The following is an 18,997-nucleotide window of genomic DNA, read 5'->3' as shown; positions in this document are numbered from 1 at the left end:
CCGTCCGGATCGGCGCGTCCGGACGGCGGCCCCCGCGCCCGTATCCTTGGCGCGTGAGCACCACCGACCCCACCCCTGACAGCCACCTTCTGGGCGCCGCCGACATCCGGGAGCTGGCCGCCGCGTTCGGCGTGAAGCCGACCAAGCAGCGCGGGCAGAACTTCGTCATCGACGGCAACACCGTGCGGCGGATCGTCCGGGCCGCCGACGTGACGGAGCAGGACACGGTGGTGGAGGTCGGGCCCGGGCTCGGCTCGCTCACCCTGGCACTGCTGGAAGTGGCGCGGCACGTCACCGCGGTCGAGATCGACCCGGTGCTGGCGCGGCACCTGCCGGACACCGTCGCCGCCCGGATGCCGGGCAAGGCGGACTCCTTCGACCTGGTGTTCAGCGACGCCATGGAGGTCACGGAGCTGCCCGGGCCCGCGCCCACCGCGCTGGTCGCCAACCTCCCGTACAACGTCGCCGTGCCCGTCCTGCTGCACATGCTGGCGACCTTCCCCAGCATCGAGCGGACCCTGGTGATGGTGCAGAGCGAGGTCGCCGACCGGCTCGCCGCCAAGCCGGGCAACAAGGTGTACGGCGTCCCGTCGGTCAAGGCCAACTGGTACGCCGACGTGAAGCGGGCCGGCGCCATCGGGCGGAACGTGTTCTGGCCCGCCCCCAACGTCGACTCCGGGCTGGTCTCGCTGATCCGCCGCGAGCCGCCGAGGACCACCGCCAGCCGCGAGGAGGTGTTCGCGGTCGTCGACGCCGCGTTCGCCCAGCGGCGCAAGACCCTGCGCGCCGCGCTGGCCGGCTGGGCGGGCTCCGCCGCCGGGGCCGAGCAGGCGCTCGCGGCGGCCGGCATCGACCACAAGCTGCGCGGCGAGATGCTGACGGTCGAGCAGTTCGCCGCGATCGCCGAGCACAAGCCCGCCAAGGACGCCGTGTGATCACCGTACGGGTACCGGCCAAGGTCAACGTCCAGCTGGGGGTCGGCGGCCTGCGCGCCGACGGCTTCCACGACCTGGCCAACGTCTTCTTCGCGGTCGCCCTCGGGGACGAGGTCACCGCCACCGCCGGGGAAGGCGTGACACTGAGCTGCACCGGCCCGGACGCCGCCGTCGTCCCGCTCGACGACAGCAACCTCGCCGCCCGCGCCGCCCGGCTGCTCGCCGCCCACCACGGCATCGCCGACCCGGGCGTGCACCTGCACATCGCCAAGGCCATCCCGGTGGCCGGCGGCATGGCCGGCGGCAGCGCCGACGGCGCTGCGGCGCTGGTCGCCTGCGACGCGCTCTGGCAGCTGGACACCCCGCTGCCCGTGCTGCTGGAACTGGCCGCCGAACTCGGCTCCGACGTGCCGTTCGCCCTGCTCGGCGGCGTCGCACTCGGCCGCGGCCGGGGCGAGATCCTGGAGCCGCTGACCACCGGGGGCACCTTCCACTGGGTCTTCGCGGTCGCCGAGGGCGGCCTGTCCACCCCCGCCGTGTTCCGCGAGTGCGACCGGCTGCGCGAGGAGGCCGGCACCGGCTCCAGCGACACCGACGTCCCCACCCCGGACGCCGACCCGGCGCTGCTCGCCGCCCTCGCCCACGGCGACGCCGTCGCCCTGGCCGACGCGCTCGCCAACGACCTCCAGCCCGCCGCGCTCTCGCTGCGCCCCGCACTCGCCGCCACCCTGCGTGCCGGCACCGAGGCGGGCGCGCTCGGGGCCCTGGTCTCCGGCTCCGGGCCGACCTGCGCCTTCCTCGTCAAGGACGCCGAGGCCGCCGCCGCGGTGGCCGGGGCGCTGCGGGCCTCCGGCACCTGCCGCACCGCCCACGCCACCCACGGACCGGTGCCGGGGGCGTCGCTGGTGGACTGACGCGGTGAGGGCGCCGCCTGCGGAACGGTGCCGGGGGCGTTCCCGGTCGACCGACGCGGTGAGGGCGCTCCGGCGGGCCCATTAGGCTGGAGAGATCGGGGTGTCCCGACAGGGGCACCCGGCCGTCGAGCGGCGGACCGCCCCGAGACCGCCGAACCCAGGAGCGCAGCACACGTGGCCGTCAACCTCGCCACCATCGAGTCCGTCACGAAGGTCTACGGCACCCGCGCCCTGCTGGACGCGGTCAGCCTGGGCGTCAGCGAGGGCGACCGGATCGGCGTCGTCGGCCGCAACGGCGACGGCAAGACCACCCTGATCCGGATGCTCGCCAAGCTGGAGGAACCCGACGGCGGCCGGATCACCCACTCCGGCGGCCTCCAGATGGCCGTCCTCACCCAGCACGACTCGCTCGACCCGACGGCCACCATCCGGCACGAGGTGATCGCCGACCGGGCCGACCACGAGTGGCTCGGCGACGCCCGCATCCGCGACATCATCGAGGGTCTCTTCGGTGGCCTCGACCTGCCCGGCTTCGCCGACGGCCTGGACACCGTCATCGGCCCGCTCTCCGGCGGCGAGCGCCGCCGAATCGCGCTCGCCAAGCTGCTGCTCGGCTCGCCCGACCTGATCGTCCTCGACGAGCCCACCAACCACCTCGACGTCGAGGGCATCAACTGGCTCGCCGAACACCTCCAGAAGCGCCGCTCGGCGCTCGTCTGCGTCACCCACGACCGGTGGTTCCTCGACCAGGTCTGCACCCGCATGTGGGACGTCCAGAGCGGTGAGGTGCACGAGTACGAGGGCGGCTACTCCGACTACGTCTTCGCCCGCGCCGAGCGCTCCCGGATCGAGGCCGTCGAGGAGCAGAAGCGCCAGAACATGGCCCGCAAGGAGCTGGCCTGGCTGCGCCGCGGCGCCCCCGCCCGCACCTCCAAGCCGCGCTACCGGATCGAGGCCGCCAACGCCCTGATCGCGGACGTGCCGGACCCGCGCGACACCTCCGAGCTGATGAAGTTCGCCAACGCGCGGCTCGGCAAGACGGTCTTCGACCTGGAGGGCGTGACCGTCACGGCCGGCCCGAAGCTGCTGCTGGAGAACATCACCTGGCAGCTCGGCCCCGGCGAGCGGATCGGCCTGCTCGGCGTCAACGGCGCCGGCAAGACCTCGCTGCTGCGCGCACTGCGCGACGCGTACACCTCCGAGGGCGACGTCCAGCCGGCGTCCGGCGTCATCAAGGTCGGCAAGACCGTGCGGCTGGCCTACCTGTCGCAGGAGGTCGCCGAGCTGGACCCGGCGACCCGGGTGCTCCAGGCCGTCGAGCAGGTCCGCTCGCGGGTCGACCTCGGCAAGGGCCGGGAGATGAGCGCCGGCCAGCTGTGCGAGCAGTTCGGCTTCGGCAAGGACAAGCAGTGGACGCCGGTCGGCGACCTGTCCGGCGGCGAGCGGCGCCGGCTCCAGCTGCTGCGGCTGCTGATGGACGAGCCCAACGTGCTGTTCCTGGACGAGCCCACCAACGACCTGGACATCGAGACGCTCAACCAGCTGGAGGACCTGCTCGACGGCTGGCCCGGCTCGATGATCGTCATCAGCCACGACCGCTTCTTCATCGAGCGCACCACGGACACCGTCCACGCGCTGCTCGGCGACCGGAAGATGCGGATGCTGCCGAACGGCGTGGACGAGTACCTGGAGCGCCGGGCCAGGATGGCCGCCGCGGCTCCCGCTGCCGCCCCGGCGGGTGCGGGCGCGGGTGGCGCGGCCGGCGCGGGTTCGGCCGGTGCGGGTGCCGCAGGCGGCCCGGGTGCCGAGGGCGGTGCCCCCGCGCTGTCCGGCGGGGACCTGCGGGCGGCGAAGAAGGAGATGCAGAAGCTGGAGCGGCAGATCGCCAAGCTGGACGAGAAGGAGTCCAAGCTGCACTCCCAACTCGCCGAGCACGCCGCCGACTTCTCCAAGGTCGCGGAGCTGGACGCGCAGCTGCGCGCCGTCCGGGAGGAGAAGGAGGAGCTGGAGATGGGCTGGCTGGAGCTGGCCGAGCAGGTCTGAGGCGGGCCGCTGGTCGGGTTGCCGGTCGGGTTGCCGGTCGGGGCGGCCCGCGCCGGATCACTTGCCGGGGTGGCCGCCGAGGAGCGTTTCGAGCTCCTCCGCCGCACGGCCCAGCGCACTGCGCGCCGGGTCGTGCGGGGCGGTCGGACGGGCCGCCGGGTTCGTCGGCGGGCGGTGCGCCCGTGCGGCGGCCGTCAGTTCGTCCAGCGCGTGCCGCACCCGGCCCACCTCGCCCGGGTCCGGCAGCCGGCCGCCGTACCGGATCTGCGCGGCGAAGGCCGCCACCGCGCCGCCCAGTCGCTCCAGCGCCGCCGTGGCCGGCAGCCACCGCTCGGCCAGCCGGCCGGTGGGCGGCGGCTCCGCCAGGCCCTGCTGGACCTCCCGGCGGGCGTCCGCCAGCGACCGGTAGGCCGTACGGCGCAGCCACACCTGGGCGTTGCCGTTCCGGACGGTGGTGTCGCCGCCGTGGTCGGCGCCGGTGGTGGCGTTGGTGTCGCCGGCTTTGATGGTGACGGTGGTGACGGTGGTGGCGTCCTGGACGACGGCGTCGAGGTAGGCCCGCAGCGCCGTCGTCGCGTCGACCAGCCTCGGCTCGATCCGATGGCGCGGGCGCTCCGGCCACAGCAGGTAGCCGAAGAGCAGGACGATCGCGCTGGCCAGCACGGTGTCCAGGACCCGCGGCCAGAACTCCGCGGCGCCGCTCTGCCCGCCGAGCTGGAGCAGGACCAGCGCCATCGGCGTCATCACCACGGTGTTCAGCCCGTAGTGCGCCGCCGTCGCGTACGGGAGCAGTGCCACGCAGCCCGCGGCCATCGCGATCAGCGCCCACTCGTCGGTGGCGGCCGTGAGCAGCGCCGCGGTCACGGCCACCCCGAGCACCGTGCCGACCGAACGGCTCACCGCGCGCAGGAACACCGACCCGAGGTCCGGCTTGAGTACGAAGGCGATCGTCATCGGCACCCAGTAGCTCTTGCTGAGCGGGTAGTTGGCCGTGACCGCCGAACCGACCGCGATGCACAGCGCGACGCGCAGCCCGTACCGGACCGAACCCCGCGACAGCAGCCGCGCCCGCAGCCGCCACGGATCCGGCGGCGGCGCGGGGGCGGTGCCGAGCCGGGTGTCGCGGCCGGCCACCGTGTCGGCGGCGGCGCGCAGGGCCACGTCCAGGGCCTGCCGCGACGGGGTGTCCGGCCGCCAGTCGGGTACGGCGACCTCGCCGCCGCCCTGCCGCACGGCGGCCGCCAGCCGGTTCGGCACCTCGGCCACCTCCGGCGGGACCGGACGGCGGGCCCACACCAGACCGGTCGCCGCCTCGGTGGCGGCGAGGGCGGCCTCGTACATCCGGCCGCGGCGGTCCTGTGCGGTCCGGTGGTCCTGTGCGGTCCGGCGGCTCCGCCGGTTCTGTCGGCTCCGCCGGCTCGTGCCGAGGAGGTCCTGGAGCTGGTTCAGGCGGGCCGTCAGCACCTGGCGCGAGACGCCCGCCCGCGGCCCACCCAGATCGGCGAGCGTACGGCCGAGCGCGTCGTACGCGGCGGCCAGCGCCCGGTTGCGCGGATCCGCGGCGGGCCGGTTCGGCCCACCCGCCGGCAGCCCCAACAGCACCACGAACGCCGCCCCGGCCAGCAGCATCGGCGCCGCCGCCCACCACGGCCGCGGCAGCGGCATCCCGCTGCCCAGCGCGGCCGACACCAGCAACAGCATCCCGGCCGCCGAACCGCGCGGACCCGTCGCGCTCAGCGCGCCCGAGACGAAGGCGGTCAGCGTCAGCGCGACACCCAGGACGAGACCGTCCACGCCGGCGCGCTGAAGCGCGGTGCCGATCAGCATCCCGAACGCCGAGGCGAGGACCGCCGTCCCGATCCGGGCGGCCCGCAGCCTGCCCGGCTCGACCCGGTCGTTCATCGTCGCGTGCATCGCCCCGAGCCCGGCGAACACCCCCAGATCCAGCCGGTGCGTCAGCAGCCCCACCGTCAACGGCACCGCCATGCCCACCGCCGCCCGCACCATCAGCGCCACCGGCACCGGCGGCCGCGCGGGCCGCGCGGCACGGGCCCACCAGGGGGAAGGAGAGACGTCGGAAGAACTCACACGGTCACGTCCGTTCTGCGGCCTTGGGTCGCTGCTGTGCGACATTGCGCGGCAGATGGGGCGTACCGGGTCAGTCTACCCAGGGCCGCCGCGGCAGCCTCGTACGTGTCAAGTTCGTACCGATCGCGTACGGGCGGGCCAAGGTCCCTGCCGGGCCGACAGAGGTGGTGGCTACGATGACGGAGGCGAAAACCGTCCGCAGGGCGGTCGGTGCTCCGACCAGGACGGTACGAACCAGAAGTTGACGGTGTGTTGCGGCACGCGGCAGCCCGGGACGCCCCGGGTACGGCGGGCCGTACGGGGGAGAGGTGAACTGCTGTGGCAGGCAATGGTGCAACTAGTCCGGGGACGCCGACTCCTTCGGTGAGTCCGTCACCCAGTCCCACGCCGACGCCGTCGGCGAACCCTTCGCCGAGCGCTACGCCCAGTCCGTCGGCGAATCCTTCGCCCAGCCCATCGGCGAGTCCCGCGCCCAGCCCGTCGTCCAACCCCGCGCCCAGCGCGACGGCGAATCCTGAGCCCAGCGCCACGGGCACCGACCCGAACGGTCAGGCGCCTTCCGGTGACGCGACGCCGTACATGCTGGAGCACAAGCTCCCGTGGCCTCTGGGTGGGGTCGACCTCGCTCCGTTCGTCAGCACCCTGCAGACGAACGGCAGCGCCAATGACCTGGTGGCGGCCTTCGGCAAGCAGAACGTCCAGGTCGAGCTCGACACGCTCACGACGTTCGCGAGCAAGGTAGAGGCCCTGCTCGCCGCCATGGAAGGCTCGGCGGCGGCGCCGTACAAGCTCCAGGAGCAGAAGCTGACGGGCAAGAGCTTCGCGAGCGCGGAGTTCGCCGAGGCGACGGCCCTGACCGCCGCCTACGAGAAGGTGCACGCCCAGCTCGTACAGCTGCACAAGGACCTCGCGTCGCAGATCCAGGCGATGCAGACGGCGGTTTCGCGGACGGCGAGCATCTACGGAACCAACGAGGACCACACGACGGCCGCTCAGAACGCCGTCGCGAAGAACGTGGGTGCCACCACACCGGCACCGGGGTCGGGCGACGGCAAGTACTGATGGCGGTCCGGGGAGAGTCCCACGGGGAGACGGGGAGCAAGTAGTGGCAGGCAGCACGAACTTCGAAGGAATGGAACACACCCACCTGCGCAAGATGGTGGACAGCACGGATCCGACGACGATCCTCAGCCGTGGCACCCAACTGCAGTCGGCCGGGCGGGTGCTGAAGGAACTGAGTACGGCGCTCAAGTCGCACGTCGGAAATGTCACCTGGGAAGGGCCGGCTGCCGAGAACTTCAAGACCTGGGTGAACAACCTGCAGCAGTCGGCGCAGATCATCGGCGACCACGCCACGACTGCCGGCGACGCGATGCACCAGGCCGGCGAGGCGCTCAGTACCGCCAAGGTCGCCGTGCCGGAGCCTCCGAAGACGGAGATCCAGGCGGTCAACAAGTACAACAGCCAGTCGAACCTGGTGAAGGTGCCCCAACTCGCCGTCGGTCAGTCCGTCGATGCCTACATGAAGACGGTCGACCCCAAGTGGGTGACGGGGACGGAGTTCAGCCTGGCCAAGGCGAAGGTCGAGAAGGAGCACCAGGAAGCCGTTCTCCAGATGGAGAAGCTGGCACAGGCCTACAGCGCGGCGACGACGACGCTGAACGGGATTCCCACGGACGTGGTGCTGCCGGGAACGCCAGGTTCGGCCAGTAGGGGCGACACTTCCGTCTACCCCAACGGTGGAGGTTCCGGAGGCACCGGCGGCTCCGGGGGTTCGGTACGTACACCCCGTTCGAGTGGTGGACGTGTCGGTGGAGGCGATGGGTCGCCTGGCGGAAACTACGGCGGCGGCACGGTCCAGCCCCGTGACCCGGGTTCGGGCGGCCCCGGCCCGGGCAACCCGGGCAACACCCCGCCCCCGCCGCACGGCGGCGGTCAGGTGCCGCCCGCGCCGCAGGACCCGGGGACCTCGATCCCGCCGTCCTACCCGTCCGACCCGGTCAACCGGCCGGGCACCGATCTCAACAGCGTGCCCACTCTGCCGACCCAGACCGGCCCGTACGGTCCGGGCGGCGGCCAGCTGCCCACGGACGGGCCGACCACCCTCCCCGGCTACCCGAACGGGACGGGCGGCCCGAACAACGGGCCCGGCGTCCCCGGCGGTGGTGGCCCGATCACGGGCTTCCCCGCCGGAGCGGGCGGCGGCACCGTCCCGACCAAGGGCGGCGGCAGCGGGTACGTCCCCGGCAAGGGCGGCGGCCAGATCCAGCCGCGGACGACCCCGTTCGGCGGCGGCCCGGGGCAGGGGAGGAGCGGTACTCCGGGACTGCCCAGCGGGACGGTCTTCGGCGCCCGCGAGGCGGGTCCGGGCGGCGGCCGGGTCGGTGGGCCCGGCGGTGCGGGCGGCATGCACCCCGGCATGGGCGGTGCCCACGGCGGTGCGGTCGGGTCCGGCGGCGGTTCGCGTGGCCGGGGCCTGTCCTCGACCACCGGCGGGACGGTCGGCGGTCGCAAGGGGCCGAGCGCGGGCGGGGAGTTCACGCCCGGCGGTACCGGCCTGCGCAACCGCGCGGCGGGCGCTGCCGAGGGCGGTGCGCAGCCCAGGCAGAACGGCATGATGGCGCCCGGATCCTCGGGTCACGGCAGCCGGAACGAGCGCGACCGCCGCAAGCGGGCCGACTACCTGCACGAGGACGAGGAGACCTGGACGAGCGGTACGCCGCACAGCAACCCGGACGTGATTGAGTAGGACGGCAACGACTGCCCGGCCACTGGGCATCCCCAGTGGCCGGGCAGGCTTGTTCGGGGCACGCTTCCCGGTCGACGGAGAGATTGACGAGGAGTTGTGATGGGGCGGACGAACGCGCGAGGGCGTTGGCGGGCTGGTGCTGCGGCACTTCTGGCGGCGGGAATCGTGGTCGGCCCGGTCGCAGCGCCCGCGGTTGCCGATGGCTCGATCCGTGCCGATCAATGGCATCTCGATGCCATGCATGCCCCGGAGATGTGGAAGGTCTCCAAGGGGGAGAACGTCACAATTGCCGTGATCGACAGCGGCTTTAAGTTGGATCACCCGGATCTGGTCGGACAGTTCCTTCCGGGTAAGGACTTCAGTGGAAGTCCAGGTGGAGTCGGGTCCTATGCGGAGGATCACGGCACGCAGATGGCCAGCCTCATCGCGGGGTCCGGGAAATCGGCCGGGGGCAAGGGAGCCTACGGCCTTGCCCCCAGTGCAAGGATCCTTCCTTTGAAGATTGCGAACGGCTCCGAGCATGCGGTGGTTTCGGCTGACTTCCTGGACCAGATCGGGCAGGCCGTGACGTATGCGGTCGAGCAGGGAGCCAAGGTCATCAATGTTTCGCAAGGGATGGCCGCTGTCACGACTTCTCCGGCCGATGTGGAGAAGTTGGGCAAGATCCTGGCGTGGGCTCGGGCAAAGGGAGCGCTCGTGGTCGCCAGCGTGGGAAACTCCGGCGACAAGGGGAACATCGTCGAATACCCGGGCGGCCTGTCCAATGTGGTCGGGGTGGGCGCCTCGGACCGGAACGGCACAGTCACCGCTGAGTCAGAGCGTGGACCGCAGGTTGCATTGGTTGCTCCCGGTGTGGACATGATCGGGGCCTGTGCAAGCCAGACTGGGTACTGCAAGGGACATGGCACATCGGATGCGACCGCCATGGTTTCCGCATCGGCAGCTCTGGTGTGGTCGTTGCATCCGGACTGGACGGGTAACCAGGTCCTGCGGGTGCTCATCAATACCGCGGGGAAGGCGAATGATGGAGCCGGTCGCAACGACCTCATCGGTTACGGTGCGGTGCGCCCGCGCATTGCGCTGACGGATCCTGGGGATCCCGGTGCGGCGAACGTATCGCCGCTTCCGGCTGACGTGGTCGTGCCGTCGGTGCCTCCGTCGCCTTCGGCGAACGCGTCGGATCCCGCGTCGTCGGCGCCGAGCCCGGCCGGGAGCCCGACCGGTGTGGCCGCTGGTGCGCCGTCGGCGCAGCCGGAGGCGGGGAAGTCGTCGGGTTCGAGCAGCGCGCTGCCGATCGGGGGGGGTGTGGCGGCCGGGTTGGTGCTGGTGGCGGGCGTGGCGTTCGCAGTGATGCGGCGTCGGAAGCCGGCCGCGCAGCCCGAGCCCGCCCAGGTGCCGCCGGTGCCGTCGCAGCAGCCGTCGGGGGCGATGCCCCCGGTTCCGCCGTCGTACCAGCCGCCGGTGCCGCCGAAGGACAATCCGTACGCAAGGTAGTCGTCTGCGCGAGCAGGGCCGTGCGCGAAGGGCGCCAGGGAAGCCTGGCGCCCTTCGCGCGTGTGGGGGCGCGAGGGCGGTGGGGGTGCGCCGGGGTCACTCGGGTGGCGGCTGGTGGGGTGGGGTGGGGGTGGTGAGGGTGGTGGTATGGATGCGGAGGATGCTGGGCGGGTCGGGCAGGTGCGGCGGGCGGCGGCTGCGGCGCTGATCGGGACGGCGATCGAGTTCTACGACTTCTTCCTTTACGGGACGGCGGCCGCGTTGGTGTTCGGGCCGGTGTTCTTTCCCGGGCTGGGCACGGTGGGGGCGTTGCTGGCGGCGTTCTCGGTGTACGCGGTGGCGTTTTTGGCCCGGCCGGTGGGGGCGGTGGTGTTCGGGCACTTCGGGGACCGGGTGGGGCGGCGGGCGACGTTGGTGGTGTCGTTGCTGCTGATGGGGCTGGCGACGGCGGGGGTGGGGCTGCTGCCGGGGTTCGGGGTGTGGGGGTGGTGGGCGCCGGCGGTGCTGGTGGTGCTGCGGGTGTGTCAGGGCGTCGGCTTGGGTGGGGAGTGGGGCGGGGCGGCGCTGCTGATCGCGGAGAACGCGCCGGCCGGGCGGCGGGGGCGGTACGGGGGGTTCCTGCAGCTGGGGCCGACGATCGGGTTCGTGCTGGCGAACGGGGTGTTCCTGGCGTTGCAACTCGTCCTGGACGAGGGGGAGTTCCGCGCGTGGGGCTGGCGGGTGCCGTTCCTGGCCTCGTTCGTCATGGTCGCGGTGGGGTTGTTCGTCCGGCTGCGGGTCGAGGAGTCGCCGCTGTTCCGGACGGGGGTGCGGCGGGAGCGGCTGCCGGTGCTGGAGGTGCTGCGCGAGCACTGGCGCCCGGTGTTGGCGGGCGGTGGGGCGATCACGGTGGGGTACGCGCTGTTCTACCTGACCACGACGTACGCCCTGGCGTACGCGACCACCGGGCTCGGCGTGGCGAGCACGCTGGTGCTGTCGATGCTGCTGGTCGGCGCGGCGGGCATGGCCGCGACGGTGTGGCTGAGTGCCTCGTGCAGTGACCGGTGGGGGCGGCGGCGGACGCTGCGATGGGCGACGGGCCTGGCCACGGTCTGGTCGCTGGTGCTGTTCCCGCTGCTGGAGACGGTGAGCCAGCCGCTGATGTTCGTGGCGCTGGCGGGGGCGATGGTGGTGCTGGGCGCCATGTTCGGGCCGTTGGCGGCGTTCCTGCCGGAGCTGTTCCCGACCCGGGTGCGCTACACGGGCGCGGCGTTGACGTACAACCTGGGCGGGGTGGTCGGCGGGGCGACGACGCCGCTGGTGGCCACCCGGCTGACCGGGGCGTACGGGACGGCGCAGCCGGTGGGCTGGTACCTGGCGGTGCTGGGTGTGCTGGCCCTGGGGTGTCTGCGGATGCTGCCGGAGAACACCGGTGCGGAGCTCGGTTCGGTGGGCGGTTCGGTGGGCGGTTCGGTGGGCGGCCTGGCGGACGGGTCCGCGGACGGCGAACGCCGCCGGGCGCCCCGGTTGGGGGCGGACCCGGCGGCGTAGGCGCCGTGGGCGGGCGTGGTCGCCCAGGCTCAGCCGGCCAGGGCGGCGCGGCCGGCCAGCACGACGGCGGTGTGCCGGGCGACGCGCTCACCGAGGTGCTCGGCGGTGGCGATGTCGGCCTTGTGGACGGCCTCCGGGCCGGCGTCGGAAGGGGAGGAGGCGGCGGCGCCGTTGAAGAAGCCGAGCCGGTTGAGGTCGTTCTCGGAGGCGGTGGTGGCGTTCCAGCCGGGCTTGAGGCCGAGGTTGACCCAGCTCATGCCGTGCTGGGCGGCGAGGGTCTGGAAGAAGGCGAGGGTGCCGGCCTTGTCGCCGCTCTTGGAGGCGGAGTTGGTGAAGCCGGCCGCGACCTTGTCCTTCCAGGCGTCGGTGAACCAGCGCTTGCTGGTGGCCTCGGCGAAGACGTGGAAGGCGCCGGAGGCGGTGCCCATGTAGGTGGGGGAGCCGAAGACGATCGCGTCGGCGGCGTCCAGCTGCGCCCACTGCTCCTCGGTGATGGTGTCGACGGCGATCGAGAGGACCTCGGCACCTGCGGCGGCGGCGCCGCGGGCGACGGCCTCGGCGATCACGGCGGTGTGGCCGTAGCCGGAGTGGTAGGCGAGGGCGACGGTCGGACGGACGGCGGTCATGCGGCACTCCAGGGGGACGGGCGCGGGCCGGCGGAGGCCGGCGGGCAGGCGTGGGGACGGGACGGGGCAGAGCCGGGCGCACCGTGGTGACCCGCGGCCCCGGCCTCAGCTGGTCTCCAATATAGACCAGGTCTCCATTGGTTACCAGGGGCGGATTGGAGACCTCGGGACTACCCTGGAGGCATGACGACGGAGGAAGCGGCCCGGGTCCGGCCCGGCCAGCCCGCGGAGCAGGACGAGCGGGACGAGCAGGGTGAGCAGGACGAGCAGGACGAGCGGGAAGGTCGGGGTGGGCAGGAGTACGACGTGTTCGCCCGGCGCTGTCCCAGCCGCGACGTGTTCGCGGAGCTGGCGGACAAGTGGTCGATGCTGATCCTGATGAGCCTCCTCGGCTGCGGGCCGCAGCGCTTCTCCGAACTTCAGCGCGGGGTCGGCGGGGTCAGTCGCAAGATGCTCACCCAGTCCCTGCGCAACCTGGAGCGCAGTGGACTGGTGCTCCGTACGGTCTTCCCGGAGACGCCGCCGCGAGTGGTCTACGACCTGCTGCCGCTCGGTCGTGAACTGGCCGAGCTGCTCGCGCCGGTCGGCCGGTGGACGGAGCATCGCGCCGGGCGGATGGTGGTGGCCCGTGAGGAGTTCGACGCGGCTCACGGCGAGGACTGAGCCGGCCGCGGCGAGGCCAGGACCGCTCCGCGGCGCGGGCCGGATCGCCCGCGGCGGGGCTGGGACCGGCGGAGTGCTCCGGGTGGAGGCCGATTTCCCTTCCCGGCCCGGAGCCGTGTAATGTCTTCCTTGTTCGAGCGGCCGGGAGAAACACCCGGACAAGCGAGCAAGCCCCTATAGCTCAGTCGGTAGAGCGTCTCCATGGTAAGGAGAAGGTCTGCGGTTCGATTCCGCATGGGGGCTCCACTGAAAGACCCTCGCCTGGCGGCGGGGGTCTTTCGCGTTCTCCGGCCGGTTCCGCACCGCCGATACGCCCCGGCCTAGCGGGTCGGGTACGGAATGCGCTGTGATGGTGCGTCATCGGCCGCCCGCCCGAGGGGTGCGGGCGCGAGCCGGACCCCGACCTGGAGGGCGTCATGGGTGTTCGACTCGTGGTGGTGGACGACCACCGGCTGCTGGCCGAGGCGCTGGCCACCGCACTTCAACTGCGCGGCCACCGGGTGCTCGCGGTCGGTTCCCCGGCCGCCGTCGCCGCCGATCTGGTGGTCGGACGGCGGCCCGAGGTCTGTCTGCTGGGGGTGGCCGCGCCGGGGGAGTCGGGGGCCTTCGACGGGTTGCGCCGGATCCGCCGGGAGCGTCCCGAGGTGGCCGTGATCGTGCTCGGTCCGGTGGGTGAACTGCGCGGAGTGGCAGGGGCGTTCGCGGCCGGTGCGGCCGGGTACGTGCCCAGCGACGAGCGGATCGAGGTGGTCGAGCGGGCCATCGGGCGGGCGCGCGCGGGCGAGGCCGCGGTCGCGGTGGACATTCTGCGCGGGGCCTTCGACCAGCTGTTGCGCCCGGCGGTCGAGCCGGACGACGAGGCCGTCCGGCTGCTGCGGCTGCTGACCCGCCGTGAGGTGCAGGTGCTGGCCCGGATCGCGGACGGCGAGGACACCGCGGCGATCGCCTCCGGGATGCGGATCGCCGCGAGCACCGCCCGGACGCACGTCCAGCGGGTGCTGATGAAGCTCGGCGCGCGGACCCGCCTGGAGGCGGCCGCGGTGGCGGCTCGCACCGGCCTGCTGGAACGGATGGCCGGCGGCTGAGGACTTGGTGAGAAGGCTGGAAGCAGTCGCCCGTGTGGCGTGGAGCACCCCGGTGGCATTGGGAGAATGACCCCGGTCGTACGCATTCCGTCGACGGCTTCCGCCCGAACGGGCGGACCGTCGTTCGCTGGAGGTCGCAACATGAGTAAGTACCTGGTCACGGGTGGCGCCGGCTACGTCGGCAGTGTGGTCGCCGCCCACCTGCTGGAGGCGGGTCACCGGGTGACCGTCCTGGACGACCTCTCCACCGGTTTCCGCGAGGGTGTCCCGGCCGGTGCCGAGTTCGTCGAGGGCCGGATCCAGGAGGCCGGCAAGGTGCTGGACGGCTCCTTCGACGGCGTGCTGCACTTCGCCGCGTCCTCGCAGGTCGGCGAGTCGGTCGCGGACCCGGAGAAGTACTGGCGCAACAACGTGGCCGGTTCGCTGGAGCTGATCAGCGCGATGCGCGCGTCGGGTGTGCGCAAGCTGGTGTTCTCCTCCACCGCCGCCACCTACGGCGAGCCGGAGGCCGTGCCGATCGCCGAGACCGCCCGCACCGCGCCGACCAACACCTACGGCGCCACCAAGCTCGCCGTGGACCACCTGATCACCGGTGAGGCCGTCGCCCACGGCCTGGCCGCCGTCTCGCTGCGCTACTTCAACGTGGCCGGTGCGTACGGCAGTTCGTCCGGTGTTGCCTTCGGTGAGCGGCACGACCCCGAGTCGCACCTGATCCCGCTGGTCTTCCAGGCCGCGCTGGGGCAGCGTCCGCACATCGCGGTGTACGGCGACGACTACCCGACCCCGGACGGCACCTGCATCCGGGACTACATCCACGTCGCCGACCTGGCCGAGGCGCACCTGCTGGCGCTGGACGCGGCCGAGCCGGGCGAGCACCTGATCTGCAACCTGGGCAACGGCAGCGGCTTCTCGGTGCACGAGGTGATCGAGTCGGTCCAGCGTGTCACCGGCCGGGAGATCCCAGTGCGGGTCGAGGGCCGCCGGGCCGGAGACCCGGCGGTGCTGGTGGCCTCGGCCGCCCGTGCCCACGAGACGCTGGGCTGGACCCCGCGCCGCTCGAACCTGGACGAGATCGTCGCCGACGCCTGGAAGTTCACCCTGGCGAAGAACGGCGGGTGAGTGACGGCCGGTGAGCAGCGGTCGGTGAGCAGCGGTCGGTGAGCAACGGCCGGACCGGCCGCCGTGGGGCGCCGCTCCCGGGGCCTCCGGGAGGGGTGCCCGGAACGACCCTCGGACGGTCCAAGTCCGGCCACTCACGCATGTTCTGACGAAACTTCACCGAATCGCCACGAGCGCGTTTCCCGCCCCGTAGGCTGAGTGCGGTACCGGTGGGGGCCGGCGACCGTTCGGCCTTACCGGCCACCGGTGGGCGGACGGAACGGCGGGCCGGAACGCGGATGCCGGGCCGGTCCCCGTCCCCGGGCTCGGGCGGTCTGAGCAGGGGGAGGGACTATGGGGCGGATTCGCGTCCTGGTGGTCGACGACCACCGGATCTTCGCCGAGGCGCTGGCCGCGGCACTGGCCGCCGAGCCGGACGTGGAGGTGGGGGCGGCGGGCAGCGCGGCCGCCGCCGAGCGGGCCTTGGAGCGCGCGGCCGGCGAGGGCCGGGCCTACGACGTGGCACTGATCGACGCCGACCTCGGCGTCGAGGCGTCGGGTGTCGGCGCCGCCGCCGGTGCGGCCGGGCCGATCGGAACAGCGGGCCCGGCCGGATTACCCGGCGGGCCCGGAGCCGCCGGTCCGTACGGAGCCGCCAGTCCGTACGGAGGCGCCGGTCCGCACGGAGCCGCCGGTCCGCACGGTGCGTCGGGAGTGCTGGGAGTGCTGGGAGTACCGGGAGTCGGAGCGCACGCCCGCCGCCGGCCGGCTGCGGAGCACGGCGACGAGGCCCGGCGCGGTCGTGCCGCCCCGCCCGTGCCGCAGCCGCGCCGGGCGGCCGTACCGCCGGGGCTGCCGGTTCCGCTGGCGGGCGGCCTGCCGCCGGTCGCCCGGTCCGCGGTGGACCCGCTGCGGGGCGACCAGCTCAGACCCTCCGCCCAGCCGCCCGACGGCATCACCCTGCTGGCCCGCCTCCGCCGCGCCCATCCCGGACTGCGCGCGATCGTCCTGGCCACCGCCGACGACCCGCACCGCGCCGCCCGCGCCCTGCACGCGGGCGCCACCGGCTGGGTGGCGAAGGAGAGTTCGCTGGCCCGGCTGCTCGCGGTGGTCCGGGGCGTGCTGCGGGACGAGACGCACCTGCCGCCCGCGCTGCTCACCGGGGTGATCCGCGAGCTCACCACCGCCCGGCGGGACCGTACCGAGAGCGAACGGCTGGTGGACACCCTGACCCCGCGGGAGAAGCAGATCCTGCGCTGCATGGTCGCGGGCCTCGGCCGGCAGGCCGTCGCGGAGCGGCTCTACCTGTCGCCGCACACCGTCCGGACGCACATGCAGAACGTGCTGGGCAAGCTCGGGGTGCACTCCACGCTGGCGGCCGTCGCGGTCGCCCGCCGGGCCGGGGTCAGTCCGGCCGAGCCGGCCGCGCCCCCGCCGCCCTCGGTGGTCGGCACCGTCGAACGGCCCTGAGCCGGGACCGCGAGGCGGGCCCACGGGCCGGGGGCCGTCGTCAGCCCGGGATGTTGTCGAACGGGGCGACCAGCAGCCGCAGCAGCGCGGCGAGTTCGGTCTGCTGGCCGGAGGTGAGCTGGGCGAGCAGTTCGCGCTCGTGCGCGAGCAGTCCGGCGAGCGCCTGGTCGGCGCGGTCGCGGCCGTCGTCGGTGAGCCGGACCAGTACGCCGCGCCGGTCGTCCGGGTCGGGCAGGCGCTTGACCAGGCCCTTGCCGGTGAGCCGGTCGATCCGGTTGGTCATGGTGCCGGAGGTGACCAGGGTCTGGGTGAGCAGCTGGCCGGGGGAGAGCTGGTAGGGGGAGCCGGCCCGCCGAAGGGCGGTCAGGACGTCGAACTCCCAGGGCTCCAGGCCGTGCTCGGCGAAGGCGGTGCGGCGGGCGCGGTCCAGGTGCCGGGCGAGCCGGCTGACCCGGCTGAGCACCTCCAGTGGCTCCACGTCGAGGTCGGGGCGCTCCCGGCGCCATGCTGCGACCAGCCTGTCGACCTCGTCCTCCATGACGATCAGTGTATCGGTGGATGTGTCGATGTGAAGTCTCTTGACATCGAGAAATGTGCCAGAGAGGCTACCGCGAGATATCTTGATGTCGAGATACCCGCGAGGTGAACCATGACCACCCCCGTCTGGGACCCGGCGCAGTACCTGCGCTTCGCCGACGAACGCACCCGCCCGCTGCGCGACCTGCTCGCCCGCGTCCCCGCCCTCCCGCACCCCGGTGCCGAGGTGATCCTGGACATCGGATGCGGCCCCGGCAACTCCACCGCCGTGCTGCGCGAGCGCTGGCCGCGGGCCCGCCTCACCGGCGTCGACAACTCCGCCCCGATGCTGGCCACCGCCCGCAGCGAGGGCGAGCCCGACGCCGAGTACGTGCTTGCCGACGCCCGCGACTACGACCCGGCGCCGGCCGGGCCCGACCTGATCGTCTCCAACGCCACCCTCCAGTGGGTGGACGGACACCTGGCGCTGCTGCCGCGCTGGGCGGACGCCCTCGAACCCGGCGGGGTGCTCGCCTTCCAGGTGCCCGGCAACTTCGACGCCCCCAGCCACACCCTGCTCGCCGACCTGCGCCGCAGCGCCCGCTGGCGGGACGCGCTCGGCGAGGAGGCCGTACGGGCCGGCGTCCATCCGCCCGAGCGCTACCTCGATGCCCTGGCCGCCGCCGGCTGCCTCCCGGATGTGTGGGAGACCACCTACCTGACCCTTCTGCCGGGGCCGGACCCGGTCCTGGAATGGGTCAAGGGCACCGCGCTGCGCCCGGTCCTCACCCGGCTCGCCGACCCGGCGGACCGGGCGGCCTTCCTGGCCGAGTACGGGCGGCTGCTGCGCGAGGCCTATCCGGCCGGGCCGCACGGGACGGTGTTCCCGTTCCGGCGGATCTTCGCCGTGGGGACCGGGCGGTCGGGCTGAGCCGGGCGTGCCGTGGCCGGGCCGGGGCGCTCCGGTCCCGGCCGGTCAGGCCGTGCGCTCGCCGACCAGTCGCGGGTGCCGCTCCAGGCCCTCCAGCCCGTGCCAGGCGAGGTTCACCAGATGCGCCGCCACCGTCGCCTTGTCCGGCTTGCGGACCTCCAGCCACCACTGCCCGGTCAGCGCGACCATCCCGACCAGCATCTGCGAGTACATCGGGGCCAGCCGGGCGTCGAAGCCGCGGGACTTGAACTCCAGGCCCAGGATGTCCTCGACCTGCGTGGCGATGTCGCTGATCAGCGAGGCGAAGGTGCCGGTCGACTGGGCGACCGGGGAGTCCCGGACCAGGATCCGGAAGCCGTCCGTCGAGGTGTCGATGTAGTCCATCAGCGCGAAGGCCGCCTGCTCCAGCAGCTCGCGCGAGTGCCCGCCGGTCAGGGCCCCGGTCACCATGTCCAGCAGCAGCTGCATCTCGCGGTCGACGACCACCGCGTACAGCCCCTCCTTGCCGCCGAAGTGCTCGTACACCACGGGCTTGGACACTCCGGCGCGCTCGGCGATCTCCTCCACCGAGGTGCCGTCGTAGCCGCGTTCGGCGAAGACCGTCCGGCCGATCTCCAGCAGCTGCTCGCGCCGCTGCTTGCCGGTCATCCGGACCCGGCCGCCCCGGCGGCGCGGGGCTGCGGTCGACCCGCCGCCGGCGCCCCGGTCCGGACCGCCGCCGCCGGTGCCGGCCGCCGGTGCAGCGGCCCGGGGAACGGGCGGCGCCCGGGCCGGGGCCGCGTGCCGCCCCGGGGCGTGGGGGACCCCCGTTGGGTGGGCGGTGCTACCGTTAACCCCGACAAACAGGAGGGAACG

The 18,997-nt window shown here is 73.4% G+C and carries 16 protein-coding genes and 1 tRNA gene; 13 read left to right on the top strand and 4 right to left on the bottom strand.

Annotated features, from left to right (window positions below; genetic code table 11):
* Positions 1-53 precede the first annotated feature (53 nt).
* The 3 genes from rsmA to ACWGJO_RS12025 all read left to right on the top strand — a co-directional run bounded on the left by rsmA (position 54) and on the right by ACWGJO_RS12025 (position 3,892).
* A complete protein-coding gene (gene rsmA / locus ACWGJO_RS12035; protein WP_359899756.1) occupies positions 54-935 on the top strand; it encodes a 16S rRNA (adenine(1518)-N(6)/adenine(1519)-N(6))-dimethyltransferase RsmA in 882 nt (293 codons plus the stop codon).
* A complete protein-coding gene (locus ACWGJO_RS12030; protein WP_452183332.1) occupies positions 932-1,849 on the top strand; it encodes a 4-(cytidine 5'-diphospho)-2-C-methyl-D-erythritol kinase in 918 nt (305 codons plus the stop codon). Before rsmA ends, ACWGJO_RS12030 begins: the two co-directional genes overlap by 4 nt.
* Positions 1,850-2,023: 174 nt before the next feature.
* The gene (locus ACWGJO_RS12025; protein WP_380539310.1) at positions 2,024-3,892 is read left to right on the top strand and encodes an ABC-F family ATP-binding cassette domain-containing protein; all 1,869 of its coding nucleotides are present in this window, start codon (positions 2,024-2,026) and stop codon (positions 3,890-3,892) included.
* A 57-nt stretch (positions 3,893-3,949) separates the two neighbouring features.
* Here ACWGJO_RS12025 and ACWGJO_RS12020 read toward each other — a convergent pair whose 3' ends face one another.
* Entirely contained in the window at positions 3,950-5,980 is a 2,031-nt protein-coding gene (locus tag ACWGJO_RS12020) for an FUSC family protein (RefSeq protein WP_452183331.1), read from the bottom strand.
* A 579-nt stretch (positions 5,981-6,559) separates the two neighbouring features.
* On the opposite strand from ACWGJO_RS12020, the gene ACWGJO_RS12015 reads away from it, so the two are divergent.
* The 4 genes from ACWGJO_RS12015 to ACWGJO_RS12000 all read left to right on the top strand — a co-directional run bounded on the left by ACWGJO_RS12015 (position 6,560) and on the right by ACWGJO_RS12000 (position 11,753).
* Complete coding sequence (locus ACWGJO_RS12015) at positions 6,560-7,042, top strand: hypothetical protein (RefSeq protein WP_452183330.1); 483 nt, start codon at positions 6,560-6,562, stop codon at positions 7,040-7,042.
* Between the two features lie 70 nt (positions 7,043-7,112).
* Positions 7,113-8,729, top strand: a complete 1,617-nt coding sequence (locus tag ACWGJO_RS12010; RefSeq protein WP_452183329.1) for a WXG100 family type VII secretion target — start codon at positions 7,113-7,115, stop codon at positions 8,727-8,729.
* A gap of 99 nt (positions 8,730-8,828) precedes the next feature.
* Positions 8,829-10,223: a S8 family serine peptidase gene (locus tag ACWGJO_RS12005; RefSeq protein WP_452183328.1), complete on the top strand. Its 1,395-nt coding sequence runs from the start codon at positions 8,829-8,831 to the stop codon at positions 10,221-10,223.
* Positions 10,224-10,370: 147 nt separating this feature from the next.
* Positions 10,371-11,753 (top strand): MFS transporter, encoded by a 1,383-nt coding sequence (locus tag ACWGJO_RS12000; RefSeq protein ID WP_452183327.1) that lies wholly within the window; start codon positions 10,371-10,373, stop codon positions 11,751-11,753.
* Positions 11,754-11,782: 29 nt separating this feature from the next.
* Here ACWGJO_RS12000 and ACWGJO_RS11995 read toward each other — a convergent pair whose 3' ends face one another.
* On the bottom strand, positions 11,783-12,379 hold the full coding sequence (locus ACWGJO_RS11995; protein ID WP_452183326.1) for a flavodoxin family protein: 597 nt from the start codon (positions 12,377-12,379) through the stop codon (positions 11,783-11,785).
* Between the two features lie 183 nt (positions 12,380-12,562).
* On the opposite strand from ACWGJO_RS11995, the gene ACWGJO_RS11990 reads away from it, so the two are divergent.
* The 5 genes from ACWGJO_RS11990 (at position 12,563) to ACWGJO_RS11970 (ending at position 16,695) form a co-directional block, all read left to right on the top strand.
* Positions 12,563-13,042: a winged helix-turn-helix transcriptional regulator gene (locus tag ACWGJO_RS11990; RefSeq protein WP_452183325.1), complete on the top strand. Its 480-nt coding sequence runs from the start codon at positions 12,563-12,565 to the stop codon at positions 13,040-13,042.
* Positions 13,043-13,212: 170 nt separating this feature from the next.
* Positions 13,213-13,288 (top strand) — tRNA-Thr (locus ACWGJO_RS11985).
* Between the two features lie 170 nt (positions 13,289-13,458).
* Positions 13,459-14,127, top strand: a complete 669-nt coding sequence (locus tag ACWGJO_RS11980) for a LuxR C-terminal-related transcriptional regulator (RefSeq protein ID WP_387692609.1) — start codon at positions 13,459-13,461, stop codon at positions 14,125-14,127.
* 141 nt (positions 14,128-14,268) lie between these two features.
* Positions 14,269-15,246 carry a UDP-glucose 4-epimerase GalE gene (gene galE / locus ACWGJO_RS11975; RefSeq protein ID WP_452183324.1) on the top strand — a complete coding sequence of 326 codons (978 nt, stop codon included), beginning with the start codon at positions 14,269-14,271 and terminating at the stop codon, positions 15,244-15,246.
* Between the two features lie 705 nt (positions 15,247-15,951).
* Positions 15,952-16,695, top strand: a complete 744-nt coding sequence (locus ACWGJO_RS11970) for a LuxR C-terminal-related transcriptional regulator (RefSeq protein ID WP_452183376.1) — start codon at positions 15,952-15,954, stop codon at positions 16,693-16,695.
* A 40-nt stretch (positions 16,696-16,735) separates the two neighbouring features.
* Here ACWGJO_RS11970 and ACWGJO_RS11965 read toward each other — a convergent pair whose 3' ends face one another.
* A complete protein-coding gene (locus ACWGJO_RS11965; RefSeq protein WP_360351434.1) occupies positions 16,736-17,233 on the bottom strand; it encodes a MarR family winged helix-turn-helix transcriptional regulator in 498 nt (165 codons plus the stop codon).
* A 111-nt stretch (positions 17,234-17,344) separates the two neighbouring features.
* On the opposite strand from ACWGJO_RS11965, the gene ACWGJO_RS11960 reads away from it, so the two are divergent.
* Complete coding sequence (locus ACWGJO_RS11960; RefSeq protein WP_452183323.1) at positions 17,345-18,142, top strand: methyltransferase domain-containing protein; 798 nt, start codon at positions 17,345-17,347, stop codon at positions 18,140-18,142.
* Positions 18,143-18,187: 45 nt separating this feature from the next.
* Here the strand turns inward: ACWGJO_RS11960 and ACWGJO_RS11955 are convergent, their stop codons facing one another.
* Entirely contained in the window at positions 18,188-18,790 is a 603-nt protein-coding gene (locus ACWGJO_RS11955) for a TetR/AcrR family transcriptional regulator (RefSeq protein WP_359899730.1), read from the bottom strand.
* Positions 18,791-18,997 lie beyond the last annotated feature (207 nt).

The organism is Kitasatospora sp. NPDC054795, assembly GCF_053611565.1.
Note: the sequence above shows the minus strand (reverse complement) of the source record. Positions and strands in the feature narration are given on the sequence as shown.

Bases quoted from the DNA above. Each gene is read 5' to 3' on its own strand.
- ACWGJO_RS12015 (WP_452183330.1), top strand. From the start codon at position 6,560: ATGCTGGAGCACAAGCTCCCGTGGCCTCTGGGTGGGGTCGACCTCGCT.
- ACWGJO_RS12010 (WP_452183329.1), top strand. From the start codon at position 7,113: ATGGAACACACCCACCTGCGCAAGATGGTGGACAGCACGGATCCGACG.
- ACWGJO_RS12005 (WP_452183328.1), top strand. From the start codon at position 8,829: ATGGGGCGGACGAACGCGCGAGGGCGTTGGCGGGCTGGTGCTGCGGCA.
- ACWGJO_RS12000 (WP_452183327.1), top strand. From the start codon at position 10,371: ATGGATGCGGAGGATGCTGGGCGGGTCGGGCAGGTGCGGCGGGCGGCG.
- ACWGJO_RS11995 (WP_452183326.1), bottom strand. From the start codon at position 12,379: ATGACCGCCGTCCGTCCGACCGTCGCCCTCGCCTACCACTCCGGCTAC.
- ACWGJO_RS11990 (WP_452183325.1), top strand. From the start codon at position 12,563: ATGACGACGGAGGAAGCGGCCCGGGTCCGGCCCGGCCAGCCCGCGGAG.
- ACWGJO_RS11980 (WP_387692609.1), top strand. From the start codon at position 13,459: ATGGGTGTTCGACTCGTGGTGGTGGACGACCACCGGCTGCTGGCCGAG.
- galE (WP_452183324.1), top strand. From the start codon at position 14,269: ATGAGTAAGTACCTGGTCACGGGTGGCGCCGGCTACGTCGGCAGTGTG.
- ACWGJO_RS11965 (WP_360351434.1), bottom strand. From the start codon at position 17,233: ATGGAGGACGAGGTCGACAGGCTGGTCGCAGCATGGCGCCGGGAGCGC.
- ACWGJO_RS11960 (WP_452183323.1), top strand. From the start codon at position 17,345: ATGACCACCCCCGTCTGGGACCCGGCGCAGTACCTGCGCTTCGCCGAC.
- ACWGJO_RS11955 (WP_359899730.1), bottom strand. From the start codon at position 18,790: ATGACCGGCAAGCAGCGGCGCGAGCAGCTGCTGGAGATCGGCCGGACG.